Below are 19701 nucleotides of genomic sequence, written 5' to 3' on the forward strand. Positions count from 1 at the left end.
TCATCAGGGTTTCAGCCAAAGCCTGATTTTTTGTCCTGTACTCAGATCTTTCCCTAAGTAGCTCAGGCAAGAAAGAGTGAACTATGTAACAGAATATTGAGGTTGTCGCAGATTGACATATTCAGTGGAGTGAGCGTTTTGTTGTGCCCGAGCATCAAGTCCAAAAATGACCTCACAAGCCAACTCCTTCTCTGACTCAAACATCTGACCAACCAACTCATCTCGCTTGAGATGCTGCCACTCCAACTCAATAGGATTCATCTCTGAACAGTAGGGGGGCAGGAAGAAAAGATAAAGCCCCTGAGCTTGCCAAGTAGCAATCTGGGCTTGAACAAGCTTGCTGGTATGAATGGAGCCGTTGTCCAGCACAATGACCCTTATCCGTCCGGTTTTCGAGAGGATGTCAGCGGCACTCTGGGCTTGCTGGTTCATCAAGGCGATGAAGTCATCGCTCTTAAAGCTGCCTAAAACCAGAGAGTAGATGAAGGTGACCAATGGCTGCCACAAACCGATGATGCTGAGCCTCTTGCCTCGCTTGCGAGTCTGCTCCTGTCGTTTTTGCTCACCTCGGAAGTAATCGCTGTAACTGGCGGCACTCCATAAACAACTGCCGGATTCGTCGCCGTAGAGCAAGTCAATCTCCCCTGCTGCCGCAGAGAGTTCGAGCATCTCTAAGTCTGCTTGCTTAATCGCCCGCGTTGCTGGGTCTTGGCGCTCTCGGTGACTCTGACGTGTCCGCTTCCATATCACCCCCTTTTTTTGAGCACCTGACGCAGATGGTCTGGGCTCAAGGTAATGCCTCTGTATCGTTTGAGTTTCTTGGCTAACTGTACGCTGTTATAGGTTCGCTTTTCTTCACGCAAACAGGTTTCTAGGTACACCATGTCGGCTTCTGTCCAGGTGCTCTTTTTTCCTCTTCCTGGTGCATCCCAGAGTCCGCCTAAGCCCTTTTCCTGCCAACGTTTGAACGTTTTCCTCACTGTCCCTACATTCCAGTGCAAGTGTTGGGCTATCTTTTCGACGTACCATCCTTGATGGCTGAGTCTCAGAGCTTCTGCACGGTCTTTGACTCTCTGTATTACTGTGGTTGCTTTCCTTAGCTCCCACAGGGTTCTTTCTTCCTCTGGGCTTAGAAATACTCTCATCCTTGCTCCCATAAGTACACCTGTTCTTTATACTCACTCTTTACATCTCTCAATCTACCTCTCTTTTTCTACCCTGGCCTACTTACTTTCTGAGCACTACCCTTAAGATATACTTTCTGAAAAGATATAATTTTCGTGCCACCTTTGCAGGAAAACTGCGATCTGAAAGGCGAAAGAAACGCAAATTTTCGTATTCGTAGTCTACAACAATATCTTGCGGATGAGACACTGGGACATCCATCGCATAGACAGGTAAATTTGCCCTGATGTCAGTTTTCGTACTTGTATTAGTAGACTCTTGATCAAAACCAACATTAGAAATCAAGTTCCTTGATGGAACAATAGACACCATAGAACTTCTCAATCCCAAAAATAACATTTGATAGTCCCATGCATTATTTCTTTTTTCATAGGTTTCATTAAACGATTTTTCGTACATTTTAAATCTTTTCGGATTTTTGAGATTTTCCTTGACTTTATCTCGTTCTTCACTATCTTCCCACAACTTCATATCCACATCATACATTTGCCAAACCCTCTGCCAAGATGCCCACCCCCACGGTGAAAAATGATTGGAATAGAAATAGCTGTGACGTTTAGGTTTCCATTGCGTTAAATGATTAGTGCCGCAAATGGCTAAAACCCTATCTTCGTAACGATACTTTTGCAAAAGCGCCTGTGAAAAATGAAAGAAAGATGGATGGGGCAAGCAGTCATCTTCTAGGATTATGGATTCTTCGCATATGCTAAAAACCCATGAAAGTCCCGTTTCAATCCTGTTTCTACAACCTAAATTGATATCAGAGAAGTTCTTCAAAACTTCACAGTTCCAATCTACCGTGTCAATCAGGGCACGAGTCTTTTCGCACCGTTCAGTTTCTCCTGGACGATCGAGTCTAGGGCCATCAGCAATCACTAAAAGCTTTCGAGGTCTAGCCTTTCTGATTGCCTCAAGTATAGTTCTTGTTTTCTCTGGACGATTGAAGATAATCAGAGTGATGGGTGTTGTTAACTCCCAAGATTTTGGCGTTTCAGTATCAACCATCTTTTCAGTTTCCAGAAGCAAAATATTTACACAATCCATTAACTAAGCTGATCAGCATCTAAACTGCATGTCAATGAGCCTGAAGCCCTTGCTTTAAGGGGATCGCCCTGGAAATTTAAATGGCGATTAGCTTAATCCTTAACTGTCATAGGCAGCAATTGTCTGCTGCGCTACAGAATCCCACCCCCAGATCTTCGCTCGTTCTAAATTATGATTTCCCATAGCCAGAATAACGTCACGCTGATCAACGGCTGCTTGCATCGAGTGGCAAAGCGCATGGGGATCGCTTTGCTCAAACAAAAAAGCACCCGTTTTACCCGGTACATCTTTAAAGAATCCAATTTTTGGGGCTATACAAGCACGTCCAAAAGACATGGCCAAAACTGCGACACTAGAAGTCGTAAAGACCTTATAGGGAACAGTAACGACATCGCAAGCATTCAAATAAAATTGAATATCTTCATCCGGAATATAATCCCCTATAAACAGAACATTATTCATGTTCTTGAGTTGAGTCATGATTTCCTCAACAAGCCCTTGTTCTCCTCCTGGTTTTCCTGCAATGATCAAATAAGATTCTTGAATATTTAACTGCTTGAAAGCATGAATAGCATCTAGTATTCCTTTGTATCTGTATAATCCTCCAAGCAATAGGAAAACGAATTGATCAGGCTGAATACCTAGCCTCTCCCTCGATTCAAGAGGGTTAGTGTTATTTTCATAGTAATCAATGAAATTTCCATGGTAGATTGTGAAAACTTTTTTTTCTCGCGCCTTACTGAGAGAAAAGTCTTTTATGATCTCATGTTTTGTTGCTTCACTATGAACAATAAAACCATGAAGACAGATACCAATGAGCTTCGAGTGGTATTTGGGGATATCACCTGAATCTGTGCCTAGTTTATCTTGCCATTCATGGACAGTCCAGATTGTCTTAATACCTAGCAATCGTAGAATTATGATCTGGGTAATAAAGATCAGAAGCTTAATGAGTTTGGTTAAGGGCGATCGCGCTCGAATGAAAGGTAGGAGTGCATGAAGATGCAAAATATCTGGACGAACCTGTAGAACCTTGAAAATAAAAAATGTTTGCCAGGAATCTTCGTGAACTACGCAGCCATTTTGCTTGATGTGGTTTACTAACAATTCCCGGTAAGGGTTGCTGAACCATTCAAATAAAAATACAACACTGGGCTTTTTTGCTGTTGAAATCATACTTAACCTCGGCAATTGAGTTCACACGTTCTACATTAAGAGTAAACTAACAGGATATGCTCATGATGCTGGGGGCGAGAGGCAGGTTTGTTCCAGTCTAATTGAGTCCAGTATATGGTAGGAATCTTAGGGCAGGGCAAAAAACTCAAAATGGATGTCGGAAGGGTGTTTGCGGGAAATCAGCAAACCGCCACTAAACCCTTAGACAAGCCTGTTTGAGAACAACTGCAACCTCACGATGGCATGGAGCGAGGCTGCTCATTGATCGCGCTGTTCCTGATGGTATGATGCCGGAATTTCGCAGGTTGACACAGAATTCAAGAGTGACCGGGTGATAGTGCTCAACTGTCGATTTCCCTCCCCCTTATGATGGAGGTTAACTATATTAATCCGGATTAATCCGGTCATTGAAAAAGGCTCTAAACCTCTAGCGAGCATCTTGCTCGCCGGGTTGACTGACAAAATTAGCCAGGTCTTGGCAAGTCCTCACCCTAGCCCTCGCCCTCTGGGCAAGGGCTATCAACTTTTGTCAGTCAACCAGGATGCTCGCATTACGGAATTACCGGATTATTTCCTTAAGTTTCATAGTAAGGGGGCTGCCGGTTTCCCGAAGGGTTGATGTGAAGGGGCGACGCTTGCGACCGTAGCACTATGCCGGGGAGTTGATCAGGCCGGGGTGATTGTCGGGGCGGGGGGCGGTGGTGTCCCAATGGAAGCGGCGATCGCTCTCGGCAATGGGGCGATCGTTGATGCTGGCTTCGCGGCGACGCATCAGGCCCGCCTCGTCAAATTCCCAGTTTTCATTGCCGTAGGCCCGATACCATTGCCCCGCGTCGTCGTGCCATTCGTATTGAAAGCGTACTGCGATTCGGTTGTCGCCAAAGGCCCACAGTTCCTTGGCGAGGCGATAGTCTAATTCTTTGTCCCATTTGCGGCGCAGAAATTCCCGAATCGCAGCGCGGCCTTGGAAAATTTCCGCCCGGTTGCGCCAAAAACTGTCTTCGGTGTAGGCGAGGGCGACCCGCTCCACATCGCGGCTATTCCAGGCATTTTCGGCCATGCGCACTTTGGCGATCGCAATCTCACGGGTAAAGGGGGGGACGAGTTGAGCAGGGGTGAGGGTCATCGGTTGAAGTCCAAACAAGATAGAGAAAAAAAGGGACTGTCAGCGATCGCTAACAGTCAGACCAAATCAGGAGATTAAGATTGCAACGCAGCGAGCTACCACTTCTTGTAGGGCAGGAACTTACCGCACATGATGATTTTGACGCGATCGCCCTTGGGGTCTTCTTCTTTTTCCACATCCAAGGTGAAATCGATCGCACTCATGATGCCATCACCAAACTTCTCATGCACCACCGTTTTCAACGGCATGCCATACACCTGCATAATTTCATAGAGACGATAAATCAGGGGATCAGTGGGAATCACCGGCTCCAACGAGCCTTTCAGCGGGCATTCCGTCAGCGGTTCAATCAGCGACGCATCAGCCCCGATCGCTTCAACGATTTTCGTCGCCTCTTCCACCGAAGCACTGGCTTGGCGATAGACCACCGACGCGATCCACACCTCATCACAGCCCAGCTTCGCTTCCAAATCCGCAAAGCTCAAGCCAGCGGCTTTCTTGGCAGCCAACAATTTTTCCGTCACGTCAGAAATTGCCATAATTCAAAAAAATCCTCTTCATAGGGTATTCACAACAGATCACGCAGGAACGTACCGCATTAACGGCCCCGCACCCGCGCTTCTTCCACGGCACGAGTCTCGCGGAACAGATGGCTTTCCATCTCCGCCTTGAGATCGTGGTAGGCCGGATGTTGATCCAGGGTTTCCCGGTTCCGGGGGCGGGGGAAGGGCACATCGAGAATTTCATCCACCCGGGCCGCAGGCCCCCGCGTCATCATGATGATCCGATCGGACAGGAGCAGGGCTTCTTCAATACTGTGGGTAATCATGATTACCGTCTTGCGCTGCTGTTCCCAAATCCGTTCGATCTCATCCTGGAGAAAGCCCCGCGTCAGGGCATCGAGGGCCCCAAAGGGTTCATCCATCAGGAGCATTTGCGGGCTAATGGCCAAAGCGCGGGCAATGCCCACCCGTTGGCGCATCCCCCCGGAAATTTCGTGGGGGTGTTTCTTTTCCGCCCCCACAAGGCCCACGAGTTGGATATGTTCGGTAACGGTGCGTTGAATGTCGCGGGGCGATCGCTTCGGATACACCGTCTCCACCGCAAACCGGATATTCTCCTCCACCGTCATCCAAGGCATCAGGGCATAGTTTTGAAACACCATGCCGCGATCGGGCCCCGGCCCCTGAATGGGGTGATTGTTGAGCAGAATTTGACCCTCGGTGGTAGACGATAGCCCCGCGATCATGTTGAGCAGCGTGGACTTGCCACAGCCCGACGGGCCGATAATCGTTACGAAGGTATTGGGTTCAATATCCAGGCTGATATTCTCGATCGCCACAAAATCTTTGGACGTTTTGCGCGAGAGTTTACTAAAGATATCCTGCTTACCGGGAAACACCTTAGTAACATTGCGGATTGAAAGCTGGGCCGTCGGCGACCCGCCATCCATGGGTGTAACTTTATCAAGATTCAACGGCGTAGCACTCATGAGTTTCGACCAAATGTGACAAACTTTTCAGCAGCGGCAAACAGGCTATCGAGCAGCAAACCCACCAGCCCAATAATGAAAATCGCCACCAAAATATTGGGGATATAGAGGTTATTCCACTCATTCCAAATGAAATAGCCTAACCCCGTCCCCAGCAGCATTTCCGCCGCCACAATCACCAGCCAGGCAATCCCCATACTGATCCGCAAACCAGCGAGAATATTCGGCAAAGCCGCCGGAATAATCACCTTGAAGATCGTGCGCAACCGGGACGCGCCTAGGGTTTCCGCCACCTCTAGATATTCCTTGTTGACATTCGCCACCCCAAAGGAGGTGTTAATCAACGTTGGCCAAATGCTAGAGATGAAGATAATGAACACCCCGGTTTGCTCCGAATCCCGGAGGATATAGAGTCCTAAGGGCAGCCACGCCAGGGGTGAAATCGGCTTGAGCAGTTGAATGTAGGCGTTAAAGCCTTTGTTGGCAACAGGGGAAATGCCAATCAAAATGCCCAGGGGAACCGCCACGAGAGATGCGAGTAGATACCCGATCGCTACCCGTCGCAGACTAATCAACAGATTCCAACCAATGCCGAGATCATTGGGGCCATTGTTGAAAAATGGATTCGTGATCCACCACCAGAGTTCCTCGATGGTTTTGGTGGCCGTGGGAACGCCTTTCGTGAAGAGACCATTGCGAGCGCCAAACTCCCAAAAGAGGAGAAAGACAATGAGCGATCCCACAAACAGCAGGAAGGCGCGGACATTTTCACTCAAGCCGGGTGAGTCTAACGCACCTTTTTTGCTTGACCGGGCTTTTGATTGACTGCTTGCCATAGTTGAAATAAACCTCCGAAGTGAATGGATAAGCCGCCTAATTTACACGCCGTATTCGTCGATTTGCTCTTGCACGTAGGTTTCCGGATCAGCGGGATCGAAGGTGTCAAACTTTAATTCTTCGATGCGGTAGATCTCGGACGGCGGCGATTGACCCAGTTCTTCGGCGAGTTCGCGGGCGAGGTCGGTTAAGAATACGTCTGTGCCGACGGTGTCATAGCCGGTTTCGGGGATGACTTTGGGGGCGAGGTCGTCGCCTTGGAGATCCCAGCGCACGAGTTGTGAGGAAATCCAGTTGGCGAAGCTCTGCCAAGGATAGGGGTCAAAGTCGATGCGATCGGGGATGCTCAGGGTGTTGCCGTTGCCATCTTCAAAGTCCCCGGTGAGAACCGCTTGCACCACTTCGACGGGCTGGTTGAGGAAGGCGCGATCGGAAATCGCTTCGGCAATTTCGATCCGGTTGGCGGGGTCGCTGGCGTAACCGGCGGCCTCGATGATCGCTTTATTGAGGGCGCGGAAGGTGTTGGGGTTGGTTTCGATCCATTCGTCGCTGGCGGCAAAGGCACAGCAGGGATGACCGGGCCACAGTTCTTTCGTGAGCATGTGGATGAAGCCGGCTCCTTCATAAACTGCGCGTTGGTTAAAGGGATCGGGCATTAGATAAGCGTCAATGTCCCCGGCGATCAGTTGGGCGATGCTGTCCGGTGGGGGAACGGGGCGAATTTGCACATCTACATCGGGATCGATGCCGCCGGTGGCGAGGTAGTAGCGCAGCAGCAGGTTGTGCATCGAGTAGGGGAACGGTACACCGATGGTGAAGCCTTTGAAGTCGGCGGGGCCGTTGATGTTTCCTTTGTGGCGTTCGGCGATGGTGATCGCTTGGCCGTTGATGTTTTCAATGCTGGCGAGTTTGACCCCGAAGGCGGCGGAACCGAGGCCGAGGGTCATGGCGATGGGCATGGGGGCGAGCATATGGTAGGCATCGAGTTCGCCCGCGATCGCAGAATCCCGCACCGCCCCCCAACTGGGCATTTTCACCACTTCGGCGTTAAACCCATACTTTTCATAAAATCCCAGCGGTTCCGACATAATAATCGGCGTGGCGCAGGTAATGGGAATAAAGCCAATGCGCAGGTCGGTTTTTTCCAGATTACTGGTATCGACGGGTTCCGCGTCATCCTCCGTTGGAGCATCGCTCGAACCACCATCCCCGCAACTCGCAAGGCTCACCAACGCCGCCCCGATCGCCATGTTGCGCAGGAACTCGCGGCGGGTGGGTTGCCCATTGCGAATTGCATCCCCGAAAAATTGACCCGCTTGGGGGCCAAAGGCCGCTGCGAAGGCATTATCTAATCCCCCCGCTTGGCGACAGAGATCCAAAATAAGTTTTTCGCGCTTCGGGCTACCGCGTCCCACTCGTTTGAGCAAAAGCGTCTTCCGAAGTTCATGGGCATTCACTGTATCAGCGGCCCGCAGTTGATTTTCTTTATAAATCCCCATTTTGACCAGATCATCGACCATCTCGATGGGATCTTGGGGCATTGTTTGCATAAATTCCCAGTGGTCAAAACTGGAATGTTGCTGTCCGCAAACAGTGCAAAGCGATTGCAAGTTAGACAGCGTTCCATAACGCCCAGGCGAGCGCGTTAAATTACTCAGTACGTTCTGTGCCGAATTCAAAACCATAGCGAATGTTCACCTACAACCAAAATTACCGAAAACTCAACAAACAGGATCAGAATTGGCCATTAATATTGTTGGGTAATTTAACAGGAATTCCGGGGGATGGCATTGGATTTTATTCGGAGAAAATTAGGACTTTCTTTGTGGATGTTTAATATTCCGAGAAACAGGAGATTTGTGTTAAATGAGATACAGAATTCATCCTAAATATCTGCGTTAATAGAGTGCTATTTTATAATCCTTCTCTCCAATTAAGGGTTAATCTGCTGTCGCCAGCGGAGCGGAGAAAGTCCGTGAATCTGTCGAAATTGGCGGGTAAAGTAGCTTGCATCAGCATAGCCACAGGCATCGGCAATTTTACGAATGGATTGACTAGTGGTGCGCAGCAGTTTGCAGGCTTGGGTCATGCGCCGCTCAATGATCCACTGTTTAACGGTGCGTCCGGTTTGTTTTTGGACGAGATGGGTGAGATAGGCAGGAGAATAGCCAGCGGCTTGGGCGACATCTTCGAGGTGAATGGCTTGGCTGTAGTGGGTTTCGATGAATTGAAAGACGGATTGGAGTTGGGAATAGTCGGGGAAGATGGGGTCGGTGGCTGGGTTGTCTGGGGAGGGGAAGGGGTCGCGATAGGGGGCGGGTTGGGGCGATCGCCCGTAGAGTTTGCCGAGGTCTTCTTGGCGTTTGAGGCGTGTGGCGATCGCGGCTAAAAATTGCTCTACCGTACAGGGTTTAGTCAGGTAATCATCCGCCCCCAACTCCATGCCCTGACGGAGATCCGCCATGGCCACTTTAGCCGTTAAGAAAATGAAGGGAATGATCGCCGTATCTGGGGATGATCGCAAATTAGCCAACACCGCATAGCCATCCATATCCGGCATAATGATGTCACAGACAATCAAATCCGGCCGACATTGGTGAGCGAGCTGAATCCCTTCGGCACCGTTGCGCGCACCATGGGCTTCAAAGCCTTCAAATTGCAAAGACTTTAGGAAAATATTTCGGGTTTGGGTTTCGTCTTCAATAACAAGGATGGTCTTCATTTTGAGTTCAAGACATTCATGGGATGTGCGATGGTAATTTTGAGCCTACGTTAACGGGAGAGGTTCAACGCCCAAAACTATCGTCACCGATCAACTCTGAATGCACAGCGTCGTCCACCATTCATGACAGAGAAATTCAGGAGAGAAAACACCCCCAAACGGGTCTTCTTACCGGCCAACTGTCCCTGCGTTTATCTCTCTCCAGACTCCTCCTCAACTGCCAATAAGGCGCAGCTTGTCGAGATGATGTTGAGACTGTGCAGTGAGCAGACTCCGGCGATCGCGATCGCCACATTGACAATTTCACCCTCATTTAACGTGCAATTAAGAACCACAAAATGTAATAGATTATACTTTCCTGAACAAAAATCAGGGGTACTTTCACAACGCATCTTGCACCTGAGGGAGATTTCCGCCCTTAATATCTAAAAAATGACTCAATTCGCCCAATCAGGCTATTGACGATCCGCACCACAATTTCTCTTGGCTGTTCATTATGTCTGTCCCCCCCTCGAAACCTGTTGCTCAGGAACTCCAAGAACTTCGCCGTCAACATCAACTGATTTTGAATGCCGTCGGGGAAGGGGTCTATGGCCTTGACCTCGATGGCAATGTCACCTTTGTGAACCCCGCCGCCGCTGTAATGATTGATTGGCCCATTGATGAACTGATTGGCAAGTCCATGCATAAGGTGCTGCACCATTCCTACGCCGATGGGCAAACCTATCCCCGCGAAGCCTGCCCCATCTATGCTGCCTTACAAGACGGCAGCACCCACCGCGTCACCAGTGAAGTGTTTTGGCGCAAGGATGGGACGAGTTTTCCCGTGGAATATATCAGTACGCCGATGCGGGATGAAGCGGGGCAGTTGATTGGGGCGGTGGTGACCTTTCGCGATATCACGCAGCGACGCTGGGCAGAAGACATCTTGCAACGCACCAATGAAGAGTTGGAATTACAAGTGCAACAGCGCACGGCGAAGCTGCGCCAGGCGAACCAACAATTGCGGGAATTGAACGAGGTGCGATCGCGCTTCATCACCATGGTCTGCCACGAATTCCGCAACCCCCTCAACAACATCGCCCTCTCCGTCTCCTCCCTCCAACGCTACGACAGCCAACTCACCCCCACCGAAAAAGCCGACTACCTCACCACCATCACCGGCAATGTCGAGCGCATGACCCAGATGATTGACGATATCCTCGTCATCGGCAAAATCGAAGCCAACGTCCTCGAAGTCAAACCCCAACCCATCGATCTCGTCGAATTTTGCAGCCACATGCTCCGGGAACGGGAAAATCTTCGCTTACCCGTCCCGATCGAATTCAGATGCCAAAGCCGCCAACTCATCGCCCACCTTGATCCCCGTCTCGTCCGCTCCATCGTTGAAAATCTGCTCTCCAACGCCCTCCGCTACACCCCACCCCATCAAAAAATCTGGCTCAAATTAACCAAACGCCATCAACAGGTGATTCTCACCGTTAAGGACGAAGGCATCGGTATTTCTCCTGACGATCAAGCCCATTTATTTGAACCCTTTCACCGAGGGGCTAATGTCAGCAATATTCCCGGCACGGGTTTAGGATTGAGTATTGTGCAGCAGTTTGTGCAATTGCAACAGGGCACAATCAAAGTCAAAAGCTGCGTCAATCGTGGCACAACCTTTACGGTGCGATTGCCCACGACCTTATCCTAACCCCAGACCCAAACGCGCCGGATCGGGCTGCTCTGTGCATGGGTGCGATCGCAGGGCACAGGAGCACCGCGCAAAAAGCCCATCGAGCCAGTCCCCAGAGCGGTTTAGATCCCGGAATACAACGACCCATCCGGCATCGTTGCCCCCAGTAAACAGGCATCCCGGAGGTCTGTCCCGGTTAACTTCGCATCCCGTAAGCTTGCACCCCGGAGATCTGCCCCTTGGAGACAAGCACCATCTAAATTTGCACCCCACAGGTAAGCACCCCGCAAATTCGCCCCGGTTAAATCTGCCCCGGAGAAATTGACAAGATTTAAATTGGTATCTTGCAAATCGGCATTGGTGAGGAGAGCGTCCCGGAGATTGGCCTTCATCAGATCGGCTTTGATCATCTGACTACCCCGCAGATCGGCTTGGCTGCAATCTGCCTGCTTCATCATTGCGCCCTCTAATTGAATGCGCCGCATGACGCTGTCGCTGAAATCCGCTCCGGTTAATTCTGCATTTTGTAACTGAGCGCCGCTGAGTTTGACACTGCTTAGCTCTAGACCGCTGAAATTAATATTGGGCAGTATCAAGCCATTCATCCAAGCTCCTTCCAATTTTACGCCGTTGAGTTGTGCCCCTTGGAGGTTTGCACCGCTGAGCCGCGCCCCGCTCAAGTTCGTCCAGTTTAAGTTTGCGCCTTGCAGATTAGCCGATCGCAAATTAATCCCATTTAAATTCGCGCCACAGAGATTGACACCCGACAGATTAGCCCGAAAAAGGGTGACCCATTTTAAGACGGCTCCGCTCAGTTTGGCTCCCTGGAGGTCTGCTTTTGCCAAATGAGCGCCTTTGAGATTGGCTTTGGTGAGGTCGGCTTCGCACAGTTGAGAATTGGCGAGTTTGGCAAAGGTGAGGTCAGTACTGTACAAAAATGCTCCATTCAAATTGGCTCCTTGGAGAAAACACCGCTCCAAATAGGCGCGAGCTAAACTCGCTTCTTTCAGGAGTGAACCGGCGAAGTTGGCATGGGTGAGTTGAGCACCAATTAAGTTGGCATAGGGCAAATCAGAACCGCGAAAGTCGCGATCGCCTGAAGCATACCGTTTTAATAGAATATGGGCATCCATTGGAAATTGACTCCATGAAATAAATTGAGATAGATAGCAAATTATCGAGGGTTTAAGAACAAGCGTTGGTGTGGCGGAGTCGGGATAATGACAAAATTCAACATAACATCAGTCTGTTTTAGCCTTTTATGCTTGGGTTTGAATGGGTTCCTCTTGAGTGGGTCTAACTGATAGCGATCCTAAATCAATCGGAGATCTGATCTCCTCATCAACAACGGGCTTAAGCCCCTTGCCTGTTCATGAATCAACCCTTGCCTGCTTATGAATCAAATAGGATTGCTATGGCAACGTTAAGACTAGGTAATGGGACTTTTTTTGCTGTTAAATTATTTGATTTTCCGGGTCTTGAATCTCTTGGATTCTACTTTCTAGCATAGACGAATCATGTTGAATTCTGGTCATCATCAACTCACTTACTGACCAATCTTGATGTTTTGTAATCAAGCATGACTATTGTTAATAAAAATTCAATGCAGATAAACGCGGGGCAGGCGTGGTTTAAACCCACAGAGAATTTCCCAGGAAATCGTGCCGATCGCATTGGCCCAATCGTCGGCGGTGATCTGCTCGCTGCCGTCTTGGCCGAGGAGGGTGACACAATCACCGGGTTGCACGTCCGGGAGTTCGGTCACGTCTACCATCAGTTGATCCATGGTGATCGCGCCGATTTGGGGGACGCGCTGCCCCCGGATTAAGACCTGCATTTTGTGGGTGAGGAGGCGGGGTACACCGTCGGCGTAGCCAATGCTGACGACGGCGAGGCGCAGGGGGCGATCGCTGACATAGCGATGGCCGTAACTGACCCCCGTTTGGGGTGGAATGGACTTAACCTGAGTGACTCGTGCTTTCACCGCCATCACAGGGCGCAGGGTAAGGGTGGGGCTGAGATGGGGCGCAGGGTAAAGACCGTAGAGGGATAGACCAATACGCACCCCGTCGTAATGGAGGGCGCGATCGCCCAAAGTCCCGGCGGAATTAGCAAGATGCACCATGGGAGGATAGAGGCCATGATTGCGGAGTTCGGTGAGGACGGCCTCAAAGCGATCGCGCTGAATCTCCATAAACTGAGGGTCGGGATCATCCGCCGTGGCAAAGTGAGAATAGACACTGGCCAAATGCAGCGAGGGCAACTCGTGAACCGCTTGCACCAAGGACAGGGCATCCGTCCAGCGCGTCCCCAGGCGAGACATGCCCGTATCAATATTGAGATGGACGGGGAGGGTTGTCCCCCGTGGGGTCAGGGTGTCGGCAAAGAGGGCGGCTTGGTGGGGCGTGCAGAGGGTGGGTTCAAGGTGATGATGGGCGATCGCTTCGATTTCCGCCGGGGTGTAAATCGCCCCAAACACCAAAATCGGGACGTGAATTCCCCCTTGGCGCAGGGCAATCCCTTCTTGGGGAGTGGCAACGGCCAGACGCTGCACCCCCAAACTCACCAGCACCTCCGCCACCGGCACCGCCCCATGGCCATAGGCATCGGCTTTGACCACCGCCATTAAGATCGCGCCCGGTGCCAAATGTGCGAATAATTGCTGCACATTGTGCCCCAAGGCAGTGAGATCAATTTCCACCCAAGCCCGCTGCTGTGCCGTCCCAATTTGCTGGGGAGAGTTTAACTGTTGCTTTACCATAAAACTTCACTCCTTAGCGCGATCGCCGCTTGGCATAACGGCGATGAATTTCATTCAGGGAAACCGAGTTAGGGCATAGTCTAACCTGAATATTGGAGACATCAAACCCTGAAAAATCACAGGATCGAGGGTAACCAGTGTTACAACAGTTCAAAATTGCATTTGTTATGGTAAGGACACATTAAAAATTTTTCGTAGGTAACGCTTCGTGGGATCAAGTCAAATACTCATCGTCGAAGGCAATCCACATTTGCGATCGCTGCTGGGGTGGCACTTGCAACAAGCTGGGTATCGTATCCAACAAGCTGCAAACCTCCAGCAAGCGCGAGACATTCTCCTGCGCAACCAACCCCCCCTCGTGATTCTTGAGCCGGATTTACCCGATGGCAATGGCCTAGAACTCTGTCAATGGTTGTTGCAACAGCGTCAATCCCTCGTCTTGTTGTTATCGGCCAAAGATAGTGCCCATGATGTGGTGACTGGCTTAAAAGCCGGAGCCGATGACTACTTGAAAAAACCCTTTGGCATGCAAGAACTCATGGCACGGGTTGAATCATTGCTGCGGCGTTGTCGTGTGACCAGCGTGCCCCTCTTGCTCAACTATGGTGATCTGAGCATTGACTTAGTGCAGCGGCGGGTGCATCTTTACGGGCGCTACATCGACCTCACCCCCCAAGAATTCAGCCTCCTCTACGTTTTAGCCCAAGCCGAAGGCATCCCCTTGAGCCGCACAGAACTGCTCCATCGCGCTTGGCCCGATGCGATCGACAATCCCCGCACCATCGACACCCATGTGCTGTCCCTGCGCAAAAAACTCGTCCCGGACAGCGATCGCATTGAACGCACCAGCCTGATTCAAACCGTGCGCAATGTGGGCTATCGCTTTAACCCCGATGCCCTCAAACAGATGGAACCTAGCGACTCAACCCCCCCCACAATGCCAGAACCCCATCGCAACAGTGAGCCATTAGCCGCAGGCTATACCGTCTAGTCCAATCATCGATGCATGAGCCGGCTCGTTTTGGAATGATTGTGATCAGGGATGGGGTGCGATCGCTCATTGTTAACCCCCTCTTTACTACAGCTTAAATCTGGCCCATTGAAGTTATCAAACACCGCATTTCTGACCCTCATCACCGTCTTGAATGCCGGCCTGTTAATTTGAGGATAATACTTAACAAACCAAAGGATTAATCAATCCAATGCTAGAATCACGCCAGAAATTCTAGCCTCCAGGCATAATGAGCGATGACCTATCGAATTTTATCCTTAGACGGCGGTGGCTTTCGGGGCGTAATGTCAGCGCGGATTTTAGTAGCACTAGAACAAGAAGTCCGTCAGCAATATGACTGCACCTTACAGGAATAGACGATAGCTTGAAAGCCCTGTGGCTTTAGCCCAGGGATGAAAAGCAACGGCGGCTTTAGCCGCATTCTTACGCTGGACATGCTAGCATAAGAGAATGATAGTACTTGAGTTCAAAGCACGGGTAAAGCCTGCCCAGGCTACCGCTATAGACGATGCTATCCGGACATCTCAGTTTGTCCGTAACAAAGCTGTGCGCTATTGGATGGATAGCCAAAAAGTCGGCAAATACGACCTTAGCAAGCTCTGCAAGGACTTGGCTGGGGAGTTTCCCTTTGCTAAGAAACTCAACTCCATGGCCCGTCAAGCAGCAGCAGAACGAGCCTGGAGTTCCATCAGTCGCTTCTATGAGCATCGAAAAAAGGGTATTAAGCCCGTAGGATTCCCCAAGTTCAAGAAGCATTCCCGCTCGGTGGAATACAAAACCTCTGGCTGGAAACTGCTGGGGCCGAAGCGTATCAAATTCACCGATGGCTTCGGGATTGGGGAATTGCGGTTGATCGGCACCTACGATCTGGCCCGCTATGACGAATCCCTAATTAAGCGAGTTCGCCTCGTTCGTCGTGCCGATGGCTACTATGTTCAGTTCTGCATCCAGGTGAATGTTCAGGTGCAGAGTGAGCCGAGTCAAAAAGCTGTTGGCCTTGACCTCGGTTTGCGCTATTTCATCGCTGCCAGCGATGGCACTGTGGTGGAAACGCCGCAGTTCTATCGTAAGTCTGAAAGGCGGTTGAACAGAGCCAATCGGCAGAAGTCCAGAAAGTACCGTAAGGGGGCAAAACCACAGTCGAGGAACTATCACAAGGCCAGGAACCGGTACGCCCGGAAGCATTTAAGGGTAAGTAGGCAACGTAATGAGTGGGCGAAGAGCATCGCCTACTGCGTCATCCAATCTAACGATTTGGTGGCCTATGAAGATTTGAATGTGAAAGGGTTGGTTCGCAATCGGCATCTGGCTAAGTCGATTAGTGATGCGGGATGGTCAACGTTTCGCTGTTGGTTGGAGTATTTTGGCAGGAAATATGGGAAGGCAACGGTGGCCGTTCCTCCCCACTATACGAGCCAGGATTGCTCAAACTGCGGCAAACGAGTCAACAAGGCACTCTCAGTCAGAACCCATCACTGTCCGCATTGCGGCTATGAGGCTGACCGAGATGTGAATGCTGCCATCAACATCCTGCGCCTTGGACTCACTACCGTGGGGCACACGGGAAGTTATACGCTTGGGGAGATTGGGCCTCTGGCTGAGTTGGAGCAATCCTGCTGAGTTAAGTCCGGTCGATGAACCCAGAATCCCCGTCGCTTCAGCGCGGGGAGTGTCAAAGTTTGGACAAAAAGTTGGCGGATATTGACAATCCGGGGCTTTATGACGAGTATGTGGCGTTTGCGGAACGGTATTTGCAGGGTCAAACGGGACGTTCTAGCGATTTGGCGCGGGTGGGGATGAGTGCGGCGATGCCGCCCCAAGAGGCGATCGCTCACTTCGTCACGGCTAATCCTCCGGCTTAGGGGAGCCTTGGCCAAGCTGCCGTTTCGCTTGGTTCCAGAGGGCATCAAGGGCGGCGAGATCGTAGTCGGTGAGGGGGCGATCGGCGTTGTCTTCCATGGTTTGCAACCGTTGGATAAAACGGTGATTCGTGCCTTGGAGAGCCTGGGATGGGTCAAGCCCTTGCCAGCGGGCGATTTGAATCAGGGCAAAGAAGAGATCCCCCAGTTCGGCTTCTTGGTGGGCTTTGTCTCCAGAGGCGATCGCCTCCTGCAACTCCTGCCACTCCTCCTCCACCTTTTCCCACACATCCTCAATCCTGTCCCACTCAAACCCAAACGCCGCCGCCTTTTTCGAGATCTTCAAACTCGCCATCAACGGCGGCAACCCGTGGGCGTAGCGTTGAAACCCATCGCTCATCCGGGCGGGCGCATTCCCCTTTTCCTGGGCTTTAATTTGCTCCCAATTGTGGCGCACCGCTTCCACCGTATCGGCCGTGTCTTCACCAAACACATGGGGATGGCGGCGGATCAATTTCTCGCTAATCCCATCGGCAACATCCGCGAGGGTAAACTGTGCCTGTTCCGAAGCAATTTGAGCCTGCAACATCACCTGCAAGAGCAGATCCCCCAATTCTTCGCACACATCCGCCGTCGTCCCGGTTTGCAACGCCGCCACGGTTTCATAGGCTTCTTCGATCACATAGGGGATTAGGCTTTGGGGGGTTTGGGCTAAGTCCCAGGGACAGCCGCCGTCGGGGTCACGTAACCGGGCGACAACCTCGATCAGGCGTTGGAGAGCAGGCAGAGCAGAGTTTGACATGGGATCAGACGGCACTTCTCTGCAATGATACGATACAAATCTGCTGTTCGTTGCGCAGAAGACGAGTCACAAGGGGTACTTCTCACAAATGCCGCTCAATTCCACATCCTCATAAATCAACCCTAAATCACAGCGAAACTCTAAACGATTGAACTCTAATTGACACTGTTCTAAATCCTCGTCACTGTCAGGATATGAGGTTAATTCCCACTTACTCGCTGCGTTTTTGGTGTAGCGATCGCATCTAATTTGAGTGGCATCGATTAAGACATATTCTGCAAGGGTGGGAATCTGGCGATAAAAGGCGATTGAATCTGTGCAATCATGATCAGTCTCCATGAACGACAAAGAATGAGCCTCTCCCCATCCTAGCGTTTGGCATGGGAATGGGCAGTTAAGAGCCGTCGCCTGTTGTAGTGGACTTTCCGCCTCTGCTGCCAAAGCCACCTCTAACAAGGTTTCTTCCTCAATCACCCCCGCCAGACAAACCACCCCCTTTTGATCAAACATCCAACTCACACAGCCGGTTTCCCCCAAGTTGCCGCCATTTTCACCAAAGGCGACGCGGAGATCGGCGGCGGTGCGATCGCGGTTATCGGTGAAGGCTTCGATCAACACCGCTACCCCCCCAGGGCCATAGCCCTCATAGCGGATGGCTTCGTAGGTTCCTGCACCCTTGGCGATCGCCCGCTCAATATTTTCATTGGGAATCCCCGCCGCCTTGGCCTTTTCAATAGCGGTGCGCAGTTGCATATTGCCATCGGGGTCGGGTAAACCATTGCGGGCCGCCACGATGATCGCCCGTGAGAGTTGGGTAAAGGTCTTACCTTTTTTGGCATCGACCCGCGCTTTTTGCCGTTTGATCTTGGCCCACTTGCTATGTCCCGCCAAGGGTCTCTACCCCTGTTAACCTACTCCCAAGATTTTAACCCGTGAGATCCCCCCTGCCCCCCTAAGCCTCTTCGGGGATGTGCCTTCAGCATCTAATGATGAGGATATCATGGGGGGAGGCGGAAGCCCTTGAGGGGAACGTCACTGGGCAGAGCCAAGTAAGCTAATCTCGTATCATGGCTCTGCTGTTGGTCAGTGAGGCGGAGAACTTTTTTCTGAAGATTCACTATTTTTGAAAAAACCATGCAGCATAAAAATTTATCATTGGTTCTGAAACAAGTGACAGGGGCATTGATTGATCATTATCAAGATCGGATGGAATCGATTATTTTATACGGTTCACAGGCGCGGGGGGATGCTAGGGATTATTCAGATATTGATTTGTTGATTATTTTAAAAACATTGGATCATCCCTACGATGAAATTGATCAGACTACGGATTTAATGAGTCAAGTTTGTTTAGATTATGATGTTGTTATTTCTTGGTATTTCATTTCTTTGGAGCGATTCAATGCCCAAGATTCTCCTTTTATGTTCAATGTTAAAAAAGAGGGAATTGTTTATAAGCCATTAACACTAAGTAGAACAGGCAAGATTTAAAAAACCATAAGCTCTGGGCTGATCATGCTAGAAAACCCGTTATCACTTCAATTCAGCATTTGTTACAATCCGTTGCATAGCGTGTAAGATTCACCCTGGTCTACTTATTGCCATGAAATCCAAGTCTCAAAGTTTGATCTTTAAGGCACAGGAGAGTTATCGGGCGGCTCAGGTTTTAGCGGAACAAGGATTTTATGGTTTTGCTGCATCACGGGCTTATTATGGGATGTTTTACATTGCAGAAGCTTTTTTGTGGGAGCAGGATTTGGCTTTTTCAAGTCATGGGGCGGTGATTGCGGCGTTTGGTAGGGATTTAGCGAAAAAGGGGATTGTTCCGTTGGAATTTCATCGTTTCTTGATTAATGCACAAAGTAAACGGGCGATCGCAGATTATGGGGTTGATGATGAAGTCAAAATCAGGGCAACAGATGCTGAGATTTTATTGAATCATTGTGAACAATTTATTCTTTTTGCAACCCAAAATTTATAATCCTCATTAACCATGGACTTAACCCC

17 protein-coding genes and 2 pseudogenes are annotated in these 19701 nt (G+C 50.4%); 6 read left to right on the forward strand and 13 right to left on the reverse strand.

All coding sequences use genetic code 11. The annotated features are described in order from the left end of the window. Nucleotides 1–81 precede the first annotated feature (81 nt). From SPI6313_RS22340 to SPI6313_RS10915, 9 genes and pseudogenes are all read right to left on the reverse strand, one after another. Nucleotides 82–1157 (reverse strand): annotated as a pseudogene (locus SPI6313_RS22340) (IS630 family transposase). Nucleotides 1158–1227: 70 nt separating this feature from the next. Then, on the reverse strand, nt 1228–2190 hold the full coding sequence (locus tag SPI6313_RS10880) for a hypothetical protein (protein ID WP_072623094.1): 963 nt from the start codon (nt 2188–2190) through the stop codon (nt 1228–1230). A gap of 138 nt (nt 2191–2328) precedes the next feature. Continuing rightward, nucleotides 2329–3405 carry a glycosyltransferase family 4 protein gene (locus SPI6313_RS10885; RefSeq protein WP_072621020.1) on the reverse strand — a complete coding sequence of 359 codons (1077 nt, stop codon included), beginning with the start codon at nt 3403–3405 and terminating at the stop codon, nt 2329–2331. Between the two features lie 649 nt (nt 3406–4054). Continuing rightward, nucleotides 4055–4531 (reverse strand): DUF1348 family protein, encoded by a 477-nt coding sequence (locus SPI6313_RS10890; RefSeq protein ID WP_072621021.1) that lies wholly within the window; start codon nt 4529–4531, stop codon nt 4055–4057. A 95-nt stretch (nt 4532–4626) separates the two neighbouring features. Then, nucleotides 4627–5070 (reverse strand): cyanase, encoded by a 444-nt coding sequence (gene cynS, locus SPI6313_RS10895; RefSeq protein ID WP_072621022.1) that lies wholly within the window; start codon nt 5068–5070, stop codon nt 4627–4629. 59 nt (nt 5071–5129) lie between these two features. Next, on the reverse strand, nt 5130–6023 hold the full coding sequence (locus SPI6313_RS10900) for an ABC transporter ATP-binding protein (protein ID WP_072621023.1): 894 nt from the start codon (nt 6021–6023) through the stop codon (nt 5130–5132). Continuing rightward, nucleotides 6020–6859, reverse strand: coding sequence for a nitrate ABC transporter permease (gene ntrB / locus SPI6313_RS10905; RefSeq protein WP_084668987.1), 840 nt, complete (start codon nt 6857–6859; stop codon nt 6020–6022). Before ntrB ends, SPI6313_RS10900 begins: the two co-directional genes overlap by 4 nt. Nucleotides 6860–6901: 42 nt before the next feature. Then, nucleotides 6902–8545, reverse strand: coding sequence for an ABC transporter substrate-binding protein (locus tag SPI6313_RS10910; RefSeq protein WP_072621024.1), 1644 nt, complete (start codon nt 8543–8545; stop codon nt 6902–6904). 248 nt (nt 8546–8793) lie between these two features. Further along, a complete protein-coding gene (locus SPI6313_RS10915) occupies nt 8794–9582 on the reverse strand; it encodes a response regulator transcription factor (RefSeq protein ID WP_072621025.1) in 789 nt (262 codons plus the stop codon). 496 nt (nt 9583–10078) lie between these two features. Here SPI6313_RS10915 and SPI6313_RS10920 point away from each other — a divergent pair, with 496 nt between their 5' ends. After that, nucleotides 10079–11278, forward strand: a complete 1200-nt coding sequence (locus tag SPI6313_RS10920; protein ID WP_072621026.1) for a PAS domain-containing sensor histidine kinase — start codon at nt 10079–10081, stop codon at nt 11276–11278. Nucleotides 11279–11382: 104 nt separating this feature from the next. On the opposite strand, the gene SPI6313_RS10925 is transcribed toward SPI6313_RS10920, so the two are convergent. Next, nucleotides 11383–12393, reverse strand: coding sequence for a pentapeptide repeat-containing protein (locus tag SPI6313_RS10925; RefSeq protein ID WP_072621027.1), 1011 nt, complete (start codon nt 12391–12393; stop codon nt 11383–11385). 467 nt (nt 12394–12860) lie between these two features. Beyond that, nucleotides 12861–14021 (reverse strand): alanine racemase, encoded by a 1161-nt coding sequence (gene alr, locus SPI6313_RS10930; RefSeq protein ID WP_072621028.1) that lies wholly within the window; start codon nt 14019–14021, stop codon nt 12861–12863. Nucleotides 14022–14229: 208 nt separating this feature from the next. Here alr and SPI6313_RS10935 point away from each other — a divergent pair, with 208 nt between their 5' ends. The 3 genes from SPI6313_RS10935 (at nt 14230) to SPI6313_RS10945 (ending at nt 16895) form a co-directional block, all read left to right on the forward strand. Beyond that, nucleotides 14230–15012: a response regulator transcription factor gene (locus SPI6313_RS10935; RefSeq protein WP_084668988.1), complete on the forward strand. Its 783-nt coding sequence runs from the start codon at nt 14230–14232 to the stop codon at nt 15010–15012. Between the two features lie 471 nt (nt 15013–15483). Continuing rightward, nucleotides 15484–16653, forward strand: coding sequence for an RNA-guided endonuclease InsQ/TnpB family protein (locus SPI6313_RS10940; protein ID WP_084668989.1), 1170 nt, complete (start codon nt 15484–15486; stop codon nt 16651–16653). A gap of 14 nt (nt 16654–16667) precedes the next feature. Continuing rightward, nucleotides 16668–16895, forward strand: a complete 228-nt coding sequence (locus SPI6313_RS10945; RefSeq protein ID WP_072621029.1) for a hypothetical protein — start codon at nt 16668–16670, stop codon at nt 16893–16895. Here SPI6313_RS10945 and mazG read toward each other — a convergent pair. Then, a complete protein-coding gene (mazG, locus tag SPI6313_RS10950; RefSeq protein ID WP_072621030.1) occupies nt 16879–17694 on the reverse strand; it encodes a nucleoside triphosphate pyrophosphohydrolase in 816 nt (271 codons plus the stop codon). The two genes, SPI6313_RS10945 and mazG, sit on opposite strands and share 17 nt — an antisense overlap. 420 nt (nt 17695–18114) lie before the next feature. Then, nucleotides 18115–18585: pseudogene (locus SPI6313_RS25100) on the reverse strand (YebC/PmpR family DNA-binding transcriptional regulator); the annotation flags it as partial. A 243-nt stretch (nt 18586–18828) separates the two neighbouring features. Between SPI6313_RS25100 and SPI6313_RS10960 the strand changes: the two are divergent. Both SPI6313_RS10960 and SPI6313_RS10965 read left to right on the forward strand, forming a co-directional pair. After that, complete coding sequence (locus SPI6313_RS10960) at nt 18829–19185, forward strand: nucleotidyltransferase domain-containing protein (RefSeq protein ID WP_072621031.1); 357 nt, start codon at nt 18829–18831, stop codon at nt 19183–19185. 112 nt (nt 19186–19297) lie between these two features. Beyond that, nucleotides 19298–19675, forward strand: coding sequence for a HEPN domain-containing protein (locus SPI6313_RS10965; protein ID WP_072621032.1), 378 nt, complete (start codon nt 19298–19300; stop codon nt 19673–19675). The last annotated feature ends 26 nt before the right edge of the window (nt 19676–19701 follow it).

Source organism: Spirulina major PCC 6313, from assembly GCF_001890765.1.
Lineage (GTDB): Bacteria > Cyanobacteriota > Cyanobacteriia > Cyanobacteriales > Spirulinaceae > Spirulina > Spirulina major.

Coding starts and splice junctions, on each gene's coding strand:
- SPI6313_RS10880 (WP_072623094.1), bottom strand. CDS start 2,190: ATGGTTGATACTGAAACGCCAAAATCTTGGGAGTTAACAACACCCATC.
- SPI6313_RS10885 (WP_072621020.1), bottom strand. CDS start 3,405: ATGATTTCAACAGCAAAAAAGCCCAGTGTTGTATTTTTATTTGAATGG.
- SPI6313_RS10890 (WP_072621021.1), bottom strand. CDS start 4,531: ATGACCCTCACCCCTGCTCAACTCGTCCCCCCCTTTACCCGTGAGATT.
- cynS (WP_072621022.1), bottom strand. CDS start 5,070: ATGGCAATTTCTGACGTGACGGAAAAATTGTTGGCTGCCAAGAAAGCC.
- SPI6313_RS10900 (WP_072621023.1), bottom strand. CDS start 6,023: ATGAGTGCTACGCCGTTGAATCTTGATAAAGTTACACCCATGGATGGC.
- ntrB (WP_084668987.1), bottom strand. CDS start 6,859: ATGGCAAGCAGTCAATCAAAAGCCCGGTCAAGCAAAAAAGGTGCGTTA.
- SPI6313_RS10910 (WP_072621024.1), bottom strand. CDS start 8,545: ATGGTTTTGAATTCGGCACAGAACGTACTGAGTAATTTAACGCGCTCG.
- SPI6313_RS10915 (WP_072621025.1), bottom strand. CDS start 9,582: ATGAAGACCATCCTTGTTATTGAAGACGAAACCCAAACCCGAAATATT.
- SPI6313_RS10920 (WP_072621026.1), top strand. CDS start 10,079: ATGTCTGTCCCCCCCTCGAAACCTGTTGCTCAGGAACTCCAAGAACTT.
- SPI6313_RS10925 (WP_072621027.1), bottom strand. CDS start 12,393: ATGGATGCCCATATTCTATTAAAACGGTATGCTTCAGGCGATCGCGAC.
- alr (WP_072621028.1), bottom strand. CDS start 14,021: ATGGTAAAGCAACAGTTAAACTCTCCCCAGCAAATTGGGACGGCACAG.
- SPI6313_RS10940 (WP_084668989.1), top strand. CDS start 15,484: ATGATAGTACTTGAGTTCAAAGCACGGGTAAAGCCTGCCCAGGCTACC.
- SPI6313_RS10945 (WP_072621029.1), top strand. CDS start 16,668: ATGAACCCAGAATCCCCGTCGCTTCAGCGCGGGGAGTGTCAAAGTTTG.
- mazG (WP_072621030.1), bottom strand. CDS start 17,694: ATGTCAAACTCTGCTCTGCCTGCTCTCCAACGCCTGATCGAGGTTGTC.
- SPI6313_RS10960 (WP_072621031.1), top strand. CDS start 18,829: ATGCAGCATAAAAATTTATCATTGGTTCTGAAACAAGTGACAGGGGCA.
- SPI6313_RS10965 (WP_072621032.1), top strand. CDS start 19,298: ATGAAATCCAAGTCTCAAAGTTTGATCTTTAAGGCACAGGAGAGTTAT.